The sequence below is a fragment of the Sinorhizobium sp. 7-81 genome (genome assembly GCF_030124405.1).
Taxonomy (GTDB): domain Bacteria; phylum Pseudomonadota; class Alphaproteobacteria; order Rhizobiales; family Rhizobiaceae; genus Sinorhizobium; species Sinorhizobium psoraleae.
The window spans coordinates 93,415-107,600 of the sequence record NZ_JASKLT010000008.1 but is presented as its reverse complement, the minus strand read 5'-3'; the positions used below and the strand labels follow the sequence as shown (position 1 = coordinate 107,600).

The following is a 14,186-nucleotide window of genomic DNA, read 5'->3' as shown; positions in this document are numbered from 1 at the left end:
GAACCGTGCATGAAGATTGCAATCCTCGGCGGTGATGGTTTCGTCGGCTGGCCGACCGCGCTGCATTTGTCCGATGCGGGCCACGACATCCACATTCTCGACAACCTCTCCCGCCGCTGGATCGATACGGAGCTCGGCGTGCAATCGCTGACCCCGATGGACTCGATTCAGGAGCGCACCCGCATCTGGCACGCGGAGACCGGCAGGCGCATCCACTTCAACCTGATCGATCTCGCTCGCGACTATGAACTCCTCAAGAACTGGCTCGCCGAGCACCGGCCGGATGCGGTCATCCATTTCGCCGAACAACGCGCCGCGCCTTATTCGATGAAGACCGACCGGCACAAGAACTACACGGTCAACAACAACGTCAACGCCACGCACAACCTCCTCAACGCGCTGGTGGAACTCAGCCTCGACGCCCATCTCGTGCATCTCGGGACAATGGGCGTCTACGGCTATTCGACCGTCGGTGCGGCGATCCCCGAGGGCTATCTGCCGGTCGGGATCGAGACGATGAACGGCGAGACGGTGAGCCAGGAGATTCTTTATCCGTCCAATCCCGGCTCGATCTATCACATGACAAAGTGCCTCGATCAGCTTCTCTTCCAGTTCTATGCCAAGAATGACGGCCTCAGGATCACCGACCTTCACCAAGGCATCGTATGGGGCACGCACACCGAGCAGACGCGCCGGCACCAGCAGCTCATCAACCGTTTCGACTATGATGGCGATTACGGCACGGTGCTGAACCGCTTCCTGATCCAGGCGGCGATCGGCTATCCGCTGACGGTTCATGGCACCGGCGGCCAGACCCGCGCCTTCATTCACATCCAGGACTCGGTCCGCTGCATCGAACTCGCGCTCAACAATCCGCCTGCGCGCGGCAGCCGCGTCGAGATTTTCAACCAGATGACCGAGACGCATCGCGTCCGCGACTTGGCAGAGATGATCGCCGGCATGACCGGATCCAAGATCGCCTGGCTGCCCAATCCGCGCAAGGAAGCGGCCGAAAACGATCTGGTGGTGCACAACGAGAAGTTCCTGGCGCTGGGTCTCGACCCGATCCGGCTTCAGGATGGATTGCTCTCGGAGATCGTCGATGTGGCGAAGAAGTTCGCCTATCGCGTAGACCGCTCGCGGGTACCGGCCGTCTCGGCCTGGACGAAGGAAATAGCGCCGCTGATCAACCACGATCCGGAAGGCAAGCGTCTGAAATCCGTTTCATGAGCCTCTCGACTACCGATCCGGAGGGGCTCCGCCCCTCCTCACCCGCCCGCGCCCGCCACGCCTTTGTGACGCTGGTCACCAATGCCGATTACGCCCTCGGCGCGCGGGCACTCGCCCGCTCCATTCGCCTAACGGGAACGAGAGCCGATATCGTCGTCCTGCACACCGGCGGCGTGGACCCCTCGACACTTGAGCCGCTCGGCGACTTCGGCTGCCGCCTTGTCGAAACGGATTTGCTGCCGCTATCCGACGAATTCAACACCAGGCACGCGCGGCGCAATGTTCATGAAAAAGCGCCCTTCACCAAGGGCCGCAAACCCGATTTCCACTCGCCGCTCGACAATTTCTGCAAGCTCAGGCTCTGGCAACTCGTCGAATACGAGCGCTGCGTCTTCATCGACGCCGATGCGATCGTGCTCCGTAACATCGACAAACTCTTCCGTTACCCGGAATTTTCCGCCGCTCCGAACGTCTATGAGAGCCTCGGCGACTTTCATCGGCTGAATTCCGGCGTTTTCGTCGCGGAACCGTCGCTCGATACGTTCGAGAAGATGGTTGCGGTGCTCGATGCGCCGGACGCCTTCTGGCCGCGCACCGACCAGACTTTCCTGCAGAGCTACTTTCCCGACTGGCATGGCCTGCCCGTGACGATGAACATGCTGCAATATGTCTGGTTCAATCTGCCGGCGCTCTGGGACTGGCGCTCGATCTGCGTGCTGCATTACCAGTATGAGAAGCCATGGGAGGCGGATCACCCGCGCGCCGAGGCTCTTCGCCCGCTCATCGAGCTCTGGCGCGCGTACCTGACTGGCGAGAATATTCCGGACCTCGCCACGCTCGACAATCCGGTACAAGCCGGCACCGTGCCCTCATGACCCGCGTTCTTGTTTCCGGCGGGACCGGCTTCGTCGGCCGTTTCATCGTCGAGCACCTCATCGCCCACGGCTACAAGGTTACGGTCGGCGGGCGCATGCCACCGCCCGCGGGGTTCTTCTCGCAGCCGGTATCCCACGTTTCGCTTCATCTCGATCCGGATGCGGAGCAGATCACCGCCTTCGACGATATCTATTATTTCGTCCATGCGGCCTTCGAGCATGTCGAAGGAAAGTATCGAGGCGGTGAAGGCAGTGACCCGGACGGCTTCCGCCGCGCCAATCTCGACGGCTCAGTCCGTCTCTTCGAAGAGGCCCGCGCTGCCGGCGTTCGCCGCTGCATCTTTCTTTCGAGCCGCGCCGTCTACGGCGAAACGCCGGTACCTTTCGTCGACGAGACATCGCCCGCCATGCCCGACACGCTCTACGGCGCGGTGAAGCTTGCCGGTGAAGACGCCTTGAAATCGATGACCGGCCACGGCTTCGTCACCGTCAGCCTGCGCGCGACCGGGGTCTACGGGCCAGCGGGTCCCGGCCGGAACCACAAATGGAGCAGCCTCTTTGCCGACTACCTCGCAGGCAAGGCCGTTCCGCCGCGCGCCGGCACCGAGGTCCATGGCGACGATGTCGCCCAGGCAGTGCGCTTGATGCTGGAAGCCGACCCCGCAAAAGTCGCAGGCGAGGTCTTCAACGTCTCAGACGTGCTGACGGACAACCGCGACATCCTCTCGCTTCTTCAGGCGGCAACCGGATGTCCCCTTCCGTTGCCGGCGGAGGCGGGTATGGATGAGTTCAAGGTCATGTCGACGGACAAGCTGCGAGCGCTCGGCTGGTCGCCCGGAGGACGGGATCTTCTGGCGGCAACGATACGCGAACTGGCCGGGGACGCGGGCGTGCCCCTAGCCTTTCCAAGCGGGAGAAGGCCGCCGGATGACGGGCAATAACCGGCAAAACGGTCACGGCAACCTATCCAAGATCGACCACGACGATTTCCGGTGGGACGCCGAAACGGATCGGCGCGATCGAGCACCCGAGACCGCCCGAGACGATCAGATTGCGATCCCCTTCGACGATATGACCATATGCATACCGGTCGCCAAAACGGGAAGGCACGGCTGGCGCAAGACCCGCAAACCGCACCTGGCCGCCATGAGTATGGCCGGACAGTGTCAGGGAAACCCGCGCCGGCACTTCCGGAAAGATATCGGGTTCATGAGCAAGCAGGATGACGGGCGCCGTGTCGCTCACCTGCGCCAGCGTTCCGTCGAGATCATCGAGGCCCGTCATCGAGCGCCGGCCCCATTTCTTGCCGGGCAGAAGGGCCAGCTGGTCCTCGAGCCCGGCAAGCCAGAATCCAAATCCGTCCTTCTCCAGGCGGATGGCGGCGTTGCTGTGGACCGCAATGCCGACATTCGCCAATGCCCGATGCCCGAAGGTCTCGCCGCCGCCGTTCTTCTGCGCGGTCCTGTCCTCCCACCAATCGTGATTACCCATGATCGCATGGACGCCAAGCGGGGCCCTGAGCGTGGCGAGCGCCTTCGACCATTCGCTGGAGTGGACATAGCGTGTGACGAGGTTCATGCCCGATGCATAATCGCCAAGCAGAACCGTGACATCGCCGCCGAGATCGTTGGCTTGCGCGCATATGGAGGCGATGCGCTTGGTGGACATCCACGGTTCGCAGGCATGAAGATCGGCGAGTGCTACCACGCGAAGCTTCAGGCCGGGCGTCCAGCCGGGCGGTGTCAGCCTGTAGCGCGCGATATTCAGCCGCGCGAGTGGCTCGATCGCAAAGGCATAGCTGCCGAGCGCCGCGAAACTCGCGAAGCCGCTGCCGAGCGTCTGCAGGAATCCCCGGCGCGTGATCATTCAGTCGTTCTCCAGCGTCAGGCGGAACTGGGTTGTTTCCAGGTCCTTCGGCGGATTGAGGCCGAGATGCTTCCAGGCGTTCGCCGTCAGCACCCGGCCGCGCGGCGTGCGCTGGATGAAGCCCTGCTGGATCAGATAAGGTTCGATGATGTCCTCGATCGCGTCGCGCGGCTCGGAAAGCCCGGCCGCAATCGTCTCGATGCCGACCGGCCCGCCGCCGAAATTGTGCGCGATCATCGTCAGGTAGCGGCGGTCCAGCTGGTCTAGCCCCATGCTGTCGACGAGGAGGCGGGTCAGCGCCTCGTCGGCGATCTCCCTGGTTACGGCCTCCGCTCGTGCCACCTCGGCGAAATCGCGCACCCGGCGCAAGAGACGGCCGGCAATACGCGGCGTGCCGCGCGCCCGGCGGGCGATTTCGCGTGCACCCTCGTCGGTCATGCCGAGGCCCATCAGCCGCGCCCCGCGGCGGACGATCAGCTCCAGTTCCTCGACCGTATAGAAATTGAGCCGCACCGGAATGCCGAAGCGGTCGCGCAGCGGCGTCGTCAGCAGGCCGAGGCGGGTGGTCGCCGCCACGAGCGTGAACTTCGAAAGGTCGATCTTCACCGAGCGCGCCGCCGGTCCCTCACCGATGATGAGATCGAGCTGGAAATCCTCCATGGCCGGATAGAGGATTTCCTCGACTGCCGGGTTCAGGCGATGGATTTCGTCGATGAACAACACGTCGCGCTCTTCGAGATTGGTGAGCAGCGCCGCGAGATCGCCGGCCTTCGCAATGACCGGTCCGGAGGTCGAGCGAAAGTTGACGCCGAGTTCCTTCGCCATGATCTGCGCGAGCGTCGTCTTGCCGAGACCGGGCGGACCGACAAAGAGCACGTGGTCGAGCGCCTCGCCGCGATTGCGGGCCGCCTCGATGAAGATCTTGAGATTGGCTCGCGCCTCCGCCTGGCCCGTGAACTCGTCCAGCGACTGCGGACGCATCGTCGCATCGAGATCCTCGCCTCGCTTCTCCGGCGCAATCAGGCGTGCGGCTTCACTCATGTCAAACTTCCATTTCGGGATGAACGGCACGGCAGCATGGCGTCCGGGTCTAAGCCCCTTGCCACGGTGGTTCCCACGCGTTCGACCATATTGGGAACGCAACGGGCAATCCAGCGCGGTCGGCACGCGATTACCTCATTCCAATGCTTTTGTGGCCGGAGAAAGGCTTGGCCTTCCGCCCTCACCGCGCCAGTTCCTTTAGCCCAAGGCGAATAAGCCTGGCACTGTCGCCGCCCTCCCCCCCGTTCTTCAAGGCCGCGGCGACGGCGTTTGCCGCCTGGTCGCGCGAATAGCCGAGGTTGGTCAGTGCAGAAACCGCGTCCGCGACAGGTGCCGAGGCAACCCCCTCGCCCAGTTCCTGCTTGAGGCTGATCGCGGCAGATGGCTCTCCTGCAAAGGCCGGCGCCTTGTTCTTGAGTTCGGTAACGATACGTACGGCCACCTTGGGACCGACGCCCGGCGCCCGGGAGACCGATGCCTTGTCCTGCAGCGCTATCGCGCTTGCGAGTTCGCTGGGTGTCAGCGTCGAGAGCACTGCCAGCGCCACTTTCGACCCCACGCCCTGAACGCTCTGGAGGAGGCGGAACCATTCACGCTCGAGCGCGGTCAGGAAGCCGAAGAGCTTCAACTGATCCTCGCGCACATAGGTCTCGATGAAGAGCACTGCCGCCTCGCCCGCCGATCCGAGTTTGCCGAGCGTGCGTGCCGAACAATGGGCGACATATCCGACGCCATGCACGTCGAGAACGACGTGATCCTCGCTGATCTCGTCAATGGTGCCCTTGAGTTTGCCGATCATCTGATCTTGTCTTTCTGGGTGGTTTGGAGCGCAAACGTTTAAGCAGATGGGCCACCTAGCCGGCAAGAGCCGCGAGGCGGCTGGTGATCGCCTGCCGGTTGTGTGCGTGGCAAATGGCGATGGCAAGCGCGTCGGCGGCGTCATTGCCCTTGAACTCAGCCTTCGGCATCAGCACCTTCAGCATCATGTGGATCTGCTGCTTCTCGCCGTGGCCGACGCCGATCACCGCCTTCTTCACCGCGTTTGGCGCATATTCCGCCACTCTGAGGCCGGCACGAGCCGGGACAAGCATCGCGATACCGCGCGCCTGGCCGAGCTTCAGCGTCGCGGTCGCATCCTTGTTGACGAAAGTCTGCTCGACGGCCGCTTCGTGAGGCTGGTAGCTGTGCACGACATCCGCAAGCCCGTCATGCAATTGGCAGAGGCGCGAAGCAAGATCCATCTCGCCGTCGGAGGTCACGGTGCCAGAGGCCACGAAACGCAGCGAATTGCCGAAGGTTTCGATGATGCCCCAGCCCGTGCGTCTAAGGCCCGGGTCGATGCCGATGATGCGAATCGTGTTCTGCATGCCTCACCCTATGTCGGTCAGCGGGACGCTGCCAGAAAAAAGTGAACAAAACAAAAACATTGCACAGGAATGGCAGGCGCGGTCGCGAAAACGGCTTACAGCGCCGCGCGTCTCATCAGACGCAAATCGAATGCGATTTAAGGAAACATGCAGTGCCACTCTTGGCTTTAAGAAACTTGAACCTACATTGCGATCGATCAATTTCCTTTAATTGAAGGTCCTGCCATGATCCCTTTCTCCGTTCTCGACCTGTCGCCCGTAACCGAGGGCGGCAGCGTCGCCCAGTCGCTCGAAAACTCGCGCCGGCTGGCGATCTCAGCGGAGGAGAACGGCTACAAACGTTTCTGGCTGGCCGAGCATCACGGAATGAAAGGCATCGCCAGCGCCGCGACGTCGCTGGTCATTTCCCATGTGGCGGCGGCGACGCGCTCGATCCGCGTCGGCTCGGGTGGCATCATGCTGCCCAATCATTCGCCTCTCGTCATTGCCGAGCAGTTCGGCACGCTGGCTGCGCTTTATCCCGGCCGCATCGATCTCGGCCTCGGCCGTGCGCCCGGCACCGACATGAGGACGGCCCAGGCACTCCGGCGCAACATGGAGGCCAGCGCCAACAATTTTCCGAATGATGTCGTGGAACTCCAGGCGCTGCTCGGTCCCGTCACCGACGACCAGAAGATCATCGCCGTGCCCGGCGCCGATTCCAATGTGCCGATCTGGCTGCTCGGTTCAAGCCACTTCAGTGCTCACCTCGCCGGCATGCTCGGTCTCCCCTTCGCTTTCGCCTCACATTTCGCCCCCGACATGCTGCTCACCGCGCTCGAAATCTACCGCGAACGCTTCACGCCGTCGTCGCAGCTCGACAAGCCGCACGTGATGGTCGGCGTCATGGGGGTTGCCGCCGATACCGACGAGGAGGCGAATTATCTTTTCACCTCCATGCAGCAGTCCTTCGTGGCACTTCGCCGCAACGCCCGCGGCCGCTTCCCGCCGCCGGTCGAATCCATGGACGGATTGTGGAGCGGCGACGAAAAGATCTTCGTCGATCACGCCATGTCCTATGCGGTCGTCGGGGGTCCCGAGACGATCCGCAGGAAAATTCAGACCTTCCTTGAGCAGACCAGGGCCGACGAGCTGATCATTTCCATGCCGATCTTCGACATGGAGGCGCGGCTGCACTCCTTGAAGCTGTTTGGCCAGGCGCAGCGGGACCTCGCGGCTGCAGAGTGAGCGAGAGTTTCGTCGGCTGCGAAGCCATGCTGAAACAAAAAACCCGCGTTCCACTCGGAGCGCGGGTCGTTTTCGTCAGATCAAAAGGGAACGTCAGGCCGAAAGCCTGGCAAGAACCTCATCGGAAACTTCGAAGTTCGAATAGACGTTCTGAACGTCATCGTCGTCTTCGAGGTTGTCGATCAGCTTCATCAGCGACTGCGCCTTTTCCTCGTCCACCGGCACGGTGTTCTGCGCTTTCCAGATCGCCTTGACGGTTTCCGCTTCGCCAAGAACCTCCTCGAGGGCCTTCGAGACCTCGCCTATGTCCTCGAAGCCGCAGATGATCGTATGACCATCCTCGTCCGTCGTCACGTCATCGGCACCCGCTTCGATCGCCGCTTCCATGACCTTGTCGGCATCGCCGACGGAAAGCTTGTAGGTGATTTCGCCGACGCGATCGAATGAGAAGGAAACCGAGCCGGTTTCGCCAAGTGCGCCGCCAGCCTTGGTGAAGGTCGAGCGGACATTCGAGGCGGTGCGGTTGCGGTTGTCGGTCAGCGCCTCGACGATGACGGCGACGCCGCCCGGGCCGTAGCCCTCGTAACGGACTTCCTCATAGTTCTCCGCATCGCCACCCGACGCCTTCTTGATCGCCCGCTCGATGTTGTCCTTCGGCATCGACTGCGCCTTGGCGTTCTGGATCGCGAGCCTGAGGCGCGGATTCATCGCCGGGTCGGGCATGCCGGATTTTGCCGCGACAGTGATTTCGCGCGCGAGCTTGGAAAACATTTTAGAGCGCACCGCATCCTGACGGCCCTTGCGGTGCATGATGTTCTTGAACTGTGAATGGCCAGCCATGGCACCCTCTGCATGCATGAAATTTAATGAGATGGGGCGCCTTATAGTTTTATTGCCGCGCCCCGTCCAGCAGGGGGCCGCGTCTTTTCAATTCGCGGCAAATGGCGACCGTGATCGAAACGGCGCCTCACTCACATGCCCTTCAGAACATAGATCAACGGCTTGCTCGGCAAGGATCGGAGCGAGACCTTGACGGTCGCCCCCGTGGCAAAGCTCTTGTCAAAGCCGTCGCCGAACATCGCCAGAAAATCGTCGATCAACGGCGGCCGGTGCATCGGCAGGATCAGCGCCGCACGCAAGCGGGAAACGACGCGGCTCATGCTTTCGGCCCCCATGGTCAGGCCGCCGTCGACAGGCACCATGAGCACGTCTAGCCGGCCGATCTGACGGTAATGGCTGTCGTCGAGCTCGTAATGGAGGTGACCGAGATGGCCGATGCAGAGCCCCGCGACCTCGAAGATGAAGATCGAATTACCGTTGAGTTCCGAGCCTCCGTAGCCGGAGCGTATGTCCGTCGTCACGTTGCGGATATAGGCGTCGCCGACGACCAGATCATGGTCGGCCGCCTCGCCATCCTCGCCCCAGCCATGCAGGACGTGGCGAATGGCAGTATCCGGCGCCAGCGTGTAATGGCTGGAATGGGCTTTGTTCATCGTCACCACGGTGGGCGGCGCGGGAGGCCGGAACCAGCCGTTATAGTCCGTGGCGATCGAAATGCCGCCCGGCGTTTCGATCAGGAATGTCGAGTGGCCGAGATAGGTTATGTCGACCTCGCTGTCGGCTGCGGCCGCAAGCGTTGCCCCCGGAGGCGTGACGCTGACGAACGTCGCCTTCGGCGTTGCTTCCGCGATCGCCTGGCATTGGCTGACCGGGGGCGGAGACTGCTGCGCATGGGCATGTTCCGGCCAAAAACTATGGATCAGCCAGATGGTGGCAAGAGTGTAGGCAAGGTATCGGAGCAGCATCCTTCACCCCTCACACGCGTTTTCAGAGCGGGATGAGGAAAAATGTGCGCGGTTTTCCGCCGCATCCCGCTCTAACTCATTAGAATAGATCACGATGACCTTAGGTCGATGAGACCTAAGGTCATCGTGATCTAGCGCGTGGCAGGATCATTCAAGGTCGCCGCTCCGTCCAGCGCCAAACAACCGCCAGCGCTCACAATCGCGTCATTGTCCGCATTTCTCGAACGCCCGGCTCGAAGCGTTTCCTTCAGACCGGCCCAGGAGACATGTCATTCCGCCGGCGCCCCTGCCGCTTCTTCCTTGATGACCTTGGCACGTTTCCTGCCCAGCGAGCGCAGCGTCACATAGAAGACGGGCGTCAGGAACAGGCCGAGAAACGTCACGCCCAGCATGCCGGAAAAGACCGCCGTGCCGAGCGACTGGCGCATTTCGGCGCCGGGACCTGTTGCGATCACCAGCGGCACGACGCCGAGGATGAAGGCAAAGGCGGTCATCAGGATCGGCCGAAGCCTCACACGACTTGCGTCGATCGCTGCTTCGACCGGCGTCTTGCCTTCGTCCTCTCCTTGCCTCGCGAATTCGACGATCAGAATCGCGTTCTTCGCGGCAAGGCCGATCAGCACGATGAGGCCGATCTGCGTGAGCACGTTGTTGTCGAACCCGCGGATGGCAACGCCGAGAAGCGCGGCGAGAACGGCAAGCGGCACGATCAGGATGATCGCCAGCGGCAGCACCCAGCTTTCATATTGTGCGGCGAGCGCGAGGAAGACGAAAATCACCGAAAGCGCAAAGATGAAGGCGGCCGTGTTGCCTGTCTGGCGCTCCTGGAAGGCAAGCTCGGTCCATTCGAAGGTGGTACCTTGCGGCAGGACCTGGGCGGCGAGTTCCTCCATCTTGTCGAGTGCCGTGCCGGTCGAGACGCCAGGCGCGGGATTGCCCTGGAGCGGCACTGAAACATACATGTTGTAGCGCTGGACGAGCGAAGGTCCGCTGGTATCGCGGATCTCGACAAGCGTTCCGAGCGGTACCAGCGCACCCGACGCGGAACGCACCTTCAGAGCGAGAATATCCTCCCTCTCCACGCGATATTCCTGGTCGGCCTGGGCGCGAACCTGGTAGACGCGGCCGAATGCATTGAAATCGTTGACATAGGACGTCCCCAGATTAATCGAGAGCGTCTCGAAGATATTCGGGATCGGCACGTTCAATGCTCGCGCCTTGTCGCGGTCGATCGCCAGGAAGAATTGCGGGCTCGATGCCGAGAAGGTGGTGAAGACCCCGGTCAGCCCTTCGGTCTGGCTGGCCATGCCCATCATCTGGCGGGCAAGCCCGAGCGCACGGCGCATGTCGGCGCTCTGGCGGTCCATGACCTGCATCTTGAAGCCACCGGCATTGCCGATGCCGCGCACGGACGGCGGCGGAATGGCGATGATGAAGGCCTCTTGGATGCTCTGCATCGTGCCGAAGATCTGACCGATGATCTGGGTGGCGCTCTGCCCGTTGGCGAGCCGCTCCTCGAAACTGTCGAAGGGCGTGAAGATGACACCGGAGTTGGACGCATTGGTGAAAGTCGCGCCGCTGAAACCGGCAAACGCGACTGCGTCCCTGACGCCGGGCACGTCCCTGATCATCGCCGATGCCCGCTGCACGACCGCGTCGGTCCGTTCGAGCGAGGCGCCGTCCGGAAGCTGGATGACGACGATGGCATAGCCCTGGTCCATCGTCGGAATGAAGCCGCGCGGCACGACTTGGGCCATGTACCAGGTAGCACCAAGGAGGCCGACGAAAACGATGAGCGCGGCCGCGAGCGCCATCCGTGTCTTGACGAGGTTGCGCACCACCCATCCGTAACCATCGGCCATGCGATCGAAGCCACGGTTAAAGCCATTGGCGAGCGCCCGACCGAACCGTGTGATCGGATTGCGGCTTTCATGCTCGTGACTTTCATGCGGCCGCAACAGAATGGCTGCAAGTGCCGGCGAAAGCGTCAGAGAATTGAGCGCAGAGATGACTGTCGCCACCGCAATGGTCACCGCAAACTGCAGATAGAACTGGCCGGCTATGCCGGGAATGAAGGCGGTCGGTACGAACACCGCAGTCAAGACGAGCGAAATCGCGATGACCGCCGCGCCCACTTCGTCCATCGTCACATGCGCCGCTTCCCTCGGGGTCATGCCTTGCGCGAGATTGCGCTCGACGTTCTCGACGACGACGATCGCGTCATCGACGACGATGCCGATCGCAAGCACCAGGCCGAAGAGCGTCAGCATGTTCAGCGAGAAGCCGAAGGCAAAAAGCAGCGCGAAGGTACCGATCAGCGAGACGGGGATGGCCACGATCGGAATGATCGCCGTGCGCCAGGATTGCAGGAAAACGATGACGACGAGGGCCACCAGGATCGCGGCCTCGCCGATCGTCTTGTAGACCTCATTGATCGACTCCGCGATGAATTCCGTCGGATTGTAGATGATCCTGTATTCCAGCCCCTCCGGAAAATCCTTCGAAAGCTCCGCCATGGTGGCCTGGATCGCTTCCGCCGCGGCGAGCGCGTTGGTACCAGGGCGCGAGAAGATGCCGAGCGCGACGGCGGGGCTGCCGTTCAGATAGCTGTTGGTGACGTATTCGCGGGCGCCGAGCTCGACGCGGGCGACATCCTGCAACTGCACAAGCCTGCCGTCTTCCGTGGCCTTGACGATCACGTAGCGGAACTGCCGGGCGTCGCTGAAACGCCCGTCGGTCGTAACCGTGTACTGGAAGGCGCTGTCGCCCGACATCGGCGGTCCGCCGATGGCACCGCCAGAAACCTGGACGTTCTGCTCGCGCAGCGCCTCGACCACATCACCCGAGGTCATGCCGTAGGCGGAGAGCTTCTGCGGATCGAGCCACACGCGCAGCGCATATTCGCGCTCGCCGAACAGGGTAACATCACCGACGCCGTCCAGCCGAACGAGCAGATCGCGGATGCGCGTACGGGCGTAGTTGGAGACATAGAGTTGGTCGTAGCGATCGTTCGGCGACAGCAGATGAACGACCATCATCAGGTCCGGCGAGCTTTTGGTCGTGGTGACACCGATGCGCCGGACCTCCTCCGGCAGTCGCGGTTCGGCTACGGAAACGCGGTTCTGCACCAGAACCTGCGCCTGGTCGAGGTCCGCGCCGAGCTTGAACGTGATCGTCAATGCCATCGAGCCGTCGGCAGTCGAATAGGAGGACATGTAGAGCATGTTCTCGACGCCGTTGATTTCCTGTTCGAGCGGCGTGGCGACGGTATTGGCGATGGTCTCGGCATCCGCCCCCGGATAGGAGGCGCGCACGACGATGGTGGGCGGGGCGATTTCCGGATATTGCGCCACCGGCAACTGAAAATAGGCGATGCCGCCGACGATCAGGAGAACGATCGACAGCACCGAAGCGAAGATCGGCCGATCGACGAAGAAGTGCGCAAATCTCATTGGGCATTCTCCGCCGCTTGCGCTGCTTCCTGCGGGAGCACGACGAGTTCGGGCTTCACTTTCGCGCCGGGTCGGGCGCGCATGAGACCGTTGACGATGATCGTCTCCTCGCCCGTCATGCCGCTGCGAATGACCCGGTAGCCATGCAGTCGCGGCCCGAGACGCACGGGCTTGGTCATGACGCTTCCATCCTCGCCGACCTCGTAGACGACGCGTTCGTTCTGGTCGGCGGCGATCGCCTCATCAGGAACGAGGATCGCCTTGTAGGTATTGGAGCCTTCAACCTCCACGCGCCCGAAGAGGCCTGGCTGGAGGATGAAGTTCGGGTTCGCGAACCGGGCGCGCAGGCGCATCGTGCCTGTCTGGTTGTCGACCCTGTTTTCCGAGAAGTCGAGCTTGCCTTCGAATGGTCGTTCGCTGGCGTCGGCAATCGTAACCAGTACGTTGAGCGCCCCCCCGCCCTCCTGAAGCACGCTGCCCCGCTCCCGCGCGGTGCGGGCGTAGGAAAGTACCCGCCGCTCGTCGACGTCGAAATAGAAATCGATCGGATCGAGCGAAACGATCGTCGTCAACACGGTCTGATCCGCCTGGACGAGGTTGCCCGGCGACAACAGGCGCCGGTCAACGCGGCCGCTCAGCGGTGCCGTGATCGTCGTATATTCGAGATCGAGCCTGGCCCGCTCGACGGCCGCCTCGGAGCCGCGCACATTGGCTTGCGCCGCAAGCAGCGCACGACGATCGTCGTCGAGCGCTGATACCGAGAGCGTGCCCGTACCGGCGAGCGATTCCGTGCGTTTGAACTGGGATTCCGCGAACTGAAGCGTCGATCGCGCCGCTTCAAGCGAGGCTTCGGCCTGGGAGAGAGCGGTGCGGAACGGTCGCTGGTCGATGACGAAAAGCTTGTCGCCTTTCTTCACCAGTGCACCGTCGGTAAATAAGACCTCGTCGAGATAGCCGCCGACCCGGGAGCGGACGGCGACCTCGTCGACGGGTTCGAAGCGGCCGATGAATTCGTCAGCGTCGATCACATCGCGCACCACCGGTTTGGCAACGGTCACAGTCGGCGGCGGCGGTGCGTTCTGGGCAGCCGCGGGCAGTGCGGCAAGAAGAAAGAACGGAACGCTGAAAATCGTTGGCAAATGCCACTTTAGCAACATGCACGTCCTCCGAAAGCGCTTGAAACCACCAAACCGACCGGCGCGAACCCGGCACATCTGGCGACACTGAAAACCCGAAGCAGGAGCCTGCGGGCGGCATCAAATGGAAAACTTGCAAACGGCGGCCGCATCCCGTGCGGCTCTGGATTTGACGCTAACCTGCCAC

Annotated in this window: 12 protein-coding genes; 4 read left to right on the top strand and 8 right to left on the bottom strand. The window is 62.4% G+C overall.

Going from position 1 to position 14,186, the window contains the following annotated elements; genetic code table 11:
* The first annotated feature begins 9 nt into the window (after nt 1-9).
* Genes QN224_RS23620 through QN224_RS23610 form a run of 3 tightly spaced genes read left to right on the top strand, consistent with a single transcriptional unit; the run spans nt 10 to nt 3,046 of the window.
* Nucleotides 10-1,230, top strand: coding sequence for an NAD-dependent epimerase/dehydratase family protein (locus QN224_RS23620; RefSeq protein ID WP_269281550.1), 1,221 nt, complete (start codon nt 10-12; stop codon nt 1,228-1,230).
* A complete protein-coding gene (locus QN224_RS23615) occupies nt 1,227-2,105 on the top strand; it encodes a glycosyltransferase (protein WP_283978599.1) in 879 nt (292 codons plus the stop codon). The genes QN224_RS23620 and QN224_RS23615 overlap by 4 nt, the downstream gene beginning before the upstream one ends.
* The gene (locus QN224_RS23610) at nt 2,102-3,046 is read left to right on the top strand and encodes an SDR family oxidoreductase (protein WP_283978598.1); all 945 of its coding nucleotides are present in this window, start codon (nt 2,102-2,104) and stop codon (nt 3,044-3,046) included. Before QN224_RS23615 ends, QN224_RS23610 begins: the two co-directional genes overlap by 4 nt.
* Nucleotides 3,047-3,068: 22 nt before the next feature.
* Here the strand turns inward: QN224_RS23610 and QN224_RS23605 are convergent, their stop codons facing one another.
* From QN224_RS23605 to ruvC, 4 genes are all read right to left on the bottom strand, one after another.
* On the bottom strand, nt 3,069-3,971 hold the full coding sequence (locus QN224_RS23605; RefSeq protein WP_283978597.1) for a metallophosphoesterase: 903 nt from the start codon (nt 3,969-3,971) through the stop codon (nt 3,069-3,071).
* Nucleotides 3,972-5,012 (bottom strand): Holliday junction branch migration DNA helicase RuvB, encoded by a 1,041-nt coding sequence (gene ruvB / locus QN224_RS23600; RefSeq protein ID WP_173509188.1) that lies wholly within the window; start codon nt 5,010-5,012, stop codon nt 3,972-3,974.
* A gap of 181 nt (nt 5,013-5,193) precedes the next feature.
* Entirely contained in the window at nt 5,194-5,811 is a 618-nt protein-coding gene (gene ruvA / locus QN224_RS23595) for a Holliday junction branch migration protein RuvA (protein WP_283978596.1), read from the bottom strand.
* 55 nt (nt 5,812-5,866) lie between these two features.
* Nucleotides 5,867-6,379: a crossover junction endodeoxyribonuclease RuvC gene (ruvC, locus tag QN224_RS23590; RefSeq protein ID WP_283978595.1), complete on the bottom strand. Its 513-nt coding sequence runs from the start codon at nt 6,377-6,379 to the stop codon at nt 5,867-5,869.
* Nucleotides 6,380-6,604: 225 nt separating this feature from the next.
* Between ruvC and QN224_RS23585 the strand changes: the two genes are divergently transcribed.
* Nucleotides 6,605-7,606, top strand: coding sequence for an LLM class flavin-dependent oxidoreductase (locus QN224_RS23585; protein ID WP_283978594.1), 1,002 nt, complete (start codon nt 6,605-6,607; stop codon nt 7,604-7,606).
* A gap of 93 nt (nt 7,607-7,699) precedes the next feature.
* Here the strand turns inward: QN224_RS23585 and QN224_RS23580 are convergent, their stop codons facing one another.
* From QN224_RS23580 to QN224_RS23565, 4 genes are all read right to left on the bottom strand, one after another.
* Nucleotides 7,700-8,446, bottom strand: coding sequence for a YebC/PmpR family DNA-binding transcriptional regulator (locus tag QN224_RS23580; protein ID WP_269281533.1), 747 nt, complete (start codon nt 8,444-8,446; stop codon nt 7,700-7,702).
* A 131-nt stretch (nt 8,447-8,577) separates the two neighbouring features.
* Complete coding sequence (locus QN224_RS23575; protein WP_283978593.1) at nt 8,578-9,411, bottom strand: MBL fold metallo-hydrolase; 834 nt, start codon at nt 9,409-9,411, stop codon at nt 8,578-8,580.
* 269 nt (nt 9,412-9,680) lie between these two features.
* Nucleotides 9,681-12,863 (bottom strand): multidrug efflux RND transporter permease subunit, encoded by a 3,183-nt coding sequence (locus tag QN224_RS23570; protein ID WP_283978592.1) that lies wholly within the window; start codon nt 12,861-12,863, stop codon nt 9,681-9,683.
* On the bottom strand, nt 12,860-14,020 hold the full coding sequence (locus tag QN224_RS23565; protein WP_283978591.1) for an efflux RND transporter periplasmic adaptor subunit: 1,161 nt from the start codon (nt 14,018-14,020) through the stop codon (nt 12,860-12,862). Before QN224_RS23565 ends, QN224_RS23570 begins: the two co-directional genes overlap by 4 nt.
* Nucleotides 14,021-14,186: the final 166 nt, after the last annotated feature.

Bases quoted from the DNA above. Each gene is read 5' to 3' on its own strand.
- QN224_RS23620 (WP_269281550.1), top strand. From the start codon at position 10: ATGAAGATTGCAATCCTCGGCGGTGATGGTTTCGTCGGCTGGCCGACC.
- QN224_RS23615 (WP_283978599.1), top strand. From the start codon at position 1,227: ATGAGCCTCTCGACTACCGATCCGGAGGGGCTCCGCCCCTCCTCACCC.
- QN224_RS23610 (WP_283978598.1), top strand. From the start codon at position 2,102: ATGACCCGCGTTCTTGTTTCCGGCGGGACCGGCTTCGTCGGCCGTTTC.
- QN224_RS23605 (WP_283978597.1), bottom strand. From the start codon at position 3,971: ATGATCACGCGCCGGGGATTCCTGCAGACGCTCGGCAGCGGCTTCGCG.
- ruvB (WP_173509188.1), bottom strand. From the start codon at position 5,012: ATGAGTGAAGCCGCACGCCTGATTGCGCCGGAGAAGCGAGGCGAGGAT.
- ruvA (WP_283978596.1), bottom strand. From the start codon at position 5,811: ATGATCGGCAAACTCAAGGGCACCATTGACGAGATCAGCGAGGATCAC.
- ruvC (WP_283978595.1), bottom strand. From the start codon at position 6,379: ATGCAGAACACGATTCGCATCATCGGCATCGACCCGGGCCTTAGACGC.
- QN224_RS23585 (WP_283978594.1), top strand. From the start codon at position 6,605: ATGATCCCTTTCTCCGTTCTCGACCTGTCGCCCGTAACCGAGGGCGGC.
- QN224_RS23580 (WP_269281533.1), bottom strand. From the start codon at position 8,446: ATGGCTGGCCATTCACAGTTCAAGAACATCATGCACCGCAAGGGCCGT.
- QN224_RS23575 (WP_283978593.1), bottom strand. From the start codon at position 9,411: ATGCTGCTCCGATACCTTGCCTACACTCTTGCCACCATCTGGCTGATC.
- QN224_RS23570 (WP_283978592.1), bottom strand. From the start codon at position 12,863: ATGAGATTTGCGCACTTCTTCGTCGATCGGCCGATCTTCGCTTCGGTG.
- QN224_RS23565 (WP_283978591.1), bottom strand. From the start codon at position 14,020: ATGTTGCTAAAGTGGCATTTGCCAACGATTTTCAGCGTTCCGTTCTTT.